Raw genomic sequence first — 1,036 nt, 5'->3', positions numbered from 1 at the left:
CGAGCACGCGCGCGGGCAGGTGCTTGACCAGCCAGGCCGCCAGTGGTGCCACGATCACGCCGCCGACCAGCAGTGCCGCGGCGTAGCCCCAGTCGATGCCGGCCGCGCCCAGGCCGATGAGGAAGCCGAGGGAGCCACCCACGGCCACCACGAACTCGGAGGTGTCGATGGAGCCGACCACCTTGCGCGGCTCGACCCGGCCCGAGGACAGCAGCGAGGTGGTGCCGACCGGGCCCCACCCGCCGCCGCCGAGCGAGTCGAGGGTGCCGCCCACCAGTCCGAGGGGGACCAGGAACCCTGTCCGCACGCGGCCCTTGAACTCCGGACGACGCCCACCCAGTGCGAGGAAGCGGTACAGCACGTAGAGGCCCAGCGTCAGGAGGATCGCCCCGACCACCGGCTTGGCCACGTCCGCCGGGAGGTTGGTGAGGATGGTGGCGCCGGCGAACGCCCCGATGGCGCCGGGGACCGCGAGGATGCGCACGATGCGCCAGTCCACGTTGCCCAGCTTGTGGTGGGAGATACCTGAGGCCAGGGTGGTGCCGATCTCCGCGAAGTGCACGGACGCCGAGGCCGCGGCGGGCGCGATCCCGGCCGCGACCAGCAGCGTCGTGGACGTCACGCCGTAGGCCATCCCCAGGGAGCCGTCGATGAGCTGGGCGATGGCGCCGACGACGCCCAGGACGATCAGTGTCTTCACGAGTGCTCCGATTATCTTGTGTGTGGATTAAGTAGACCAACACAGTAGACATTAAATGAGCGTCAAGTCCAGACCGATCTGTCTACGCGGGGCTGACGTGATGAAGATGTCGTGTCAAGATGAGAATTTTGTGACACAATTGCGGAATTCGCACCGGCTCCGGGTCGGTGCTCTGCGCTGGGGGGCGGGATGGACGGGGTCGGCGAACGGTCGTGTTATGTCCAGGAGGCCGCCGACGGCGCGACCTGGGGGTGTCAGCGATGCGGGGCCACCAGCGGGGTGCTGCCCTCGCGAGGGGCGGCACGGGTCGCGGCCGACGCGCACCGCTGCCCGGAT

1 protein-coding gene is annotated in these 1,036 nt (G+C 69.4%); it reads right to left on the bottom strand.

Translation table 11 applies throughout. The features are described from left to right. Positions 1-700 (bottom strand): TSUP family transporter (locus tag G6021_RS15610; RefSeq protein WP_182641687.1); only part of this gene is annotated, 700 nt, incomplete at its 3' end. Positions 701-1,036: the final 336 nt, after the last annotated feature.

This window comes from Dietzia sp. CW19 (genome assembly GCF_014145265.1).
In the GTDB taxonomy this organism is placed as follows: Bacteria; Actinomycetota; Actinomycetes; order Mycobacteriales; family Mycobacteriaceae; genus Dietzia; species Dietzia natronolimnaea.
The sequence above is the reverse complement of the archived record's forward strand: the minus strand, read 5'-3'. Positions and strand labels throughout refer to the sequence as shown.